The organism is Streptomyces sp. NPDC101166 (assembly GCF_044768125.1).
In the GTDB taxonomy this organism is placed as follows: Bacteria; Actinomycetota; Actinomycetes; order Streptomycetales; family Streptomycetaceae; genus Streptomyces.
In genome coordinates, this window is sequence record NZ_JBIWPF010000400.1 from 1 (window position 1) to 1012 (window position 1012).

A 1012-nucleotide genomic window follows, 5' to 3' on the forward strand; every position below is an offset into this window, starting at 1 on the left:
CTGAGCGAACTCTCGGCCGTGGTCGCCGACAATCTCGCGCACCCCGCGCTGGGCATCCTGCACCTGGCCATCGCCCGCGCCGTGGAACTGCAATCGGAGGGCCCGGCCCGCATCCTGTTCGGCGATCACTCCGGCAGCCGCGTGCTCGAACAACGCCGCACCGCCCTGCTCACCGAGGCCACCGACCTGCTCATCGCCACCGCCCGCCCGTACCTGCGCCCGGGCGTCGACGAATCCGATCTGCGCATGGGCGTGCTGATGAGCATCGGCGGCTTCATCGAACTGCTGACCGCCTGGCGAGCCGGGATCATCGAGGCCGATGCCGCCCGCATCGTCGATCACGTCAGCCACGCGGCCGATCTGCTCGGCGCGGAATACCTGGCTCTGCCCTGACCGATACCCGGCCAGGCCCCGGCCGCCGTTATTTGATCGCCCACACCATCGATTCGGGCCCGGCGAGGTGCTCGGTCTGCGGGTCGCGGAAGCCCGCGTCGGCGAGCCAGCCGCGCAGGTCGGCGGCGGTGTAGTCGAAGCCGCCGGGCGTCTCGATCAGCATGTTGAGGCTCATGAGCAGGCCGGGCAGATTGGTCCGGCGGTCATCGTCGATGAGGGATTCGTAGACCAGGATCGCGCCGCCCTCGGGCAGCGCGCGGTAGGCCTTCTCCAGCAGCATGCGCTTGGTGTCGAGATCCCAGTCGTGCAGGATGTGGCCGAAGACCAGCACATCGGCTTCCGGCAGTTCCTCGGTGAAGAAGTCCCCGGCCCGGAAGCCGCTCCGATCCGCCACCGGGGCAATGTAATCGGTGAAGATCGGCTCGACGGGGGCCAGGTCGTAGCCGATGCCGTGCAGGTGCGGATTGGTCTCCAGAACGGTGCGCAGCAGCGCGCCCTGGGCGGTGCCGATATCGGCGACGGTCTTCCAGCGCTGCCACGGGAAGACCTCGGCGATGACGTGCGCGCCGGGCAGCGACAGCCCGGTCATGGCGCGCTGAAAGTCGTAGAGCCGCTCGGG

The 1012-nt window shown here is 69.2% G+C and carries 2 protein-coding genes; one reads left to right on the forward strand and one right to left on the reverse strand.

Annotated elements, in window-relative coordinates; genetic code table 11:
* A partial coding sequence (locus tag ACIRS4_RS39415; RefSeq protein WP_404205273.1) for a hypothetical protein occupies nt 1–393 on the forward strand: 393 nt, incomplete at its 5' end.
* Nucleotides 394–421: 28 nt separating this feature from the next.
* Here ACIRS4_RS39415 and ACIRS4_RS39420 read toward each other — a convergent pair.
* Nucleotides 422–1012 (reverse strand): methyltransferase (locus ACIRS4_RS39420; protein WP_404205275.1); only part of this gene is annotated, 591 nt, incomplete at its 5' end.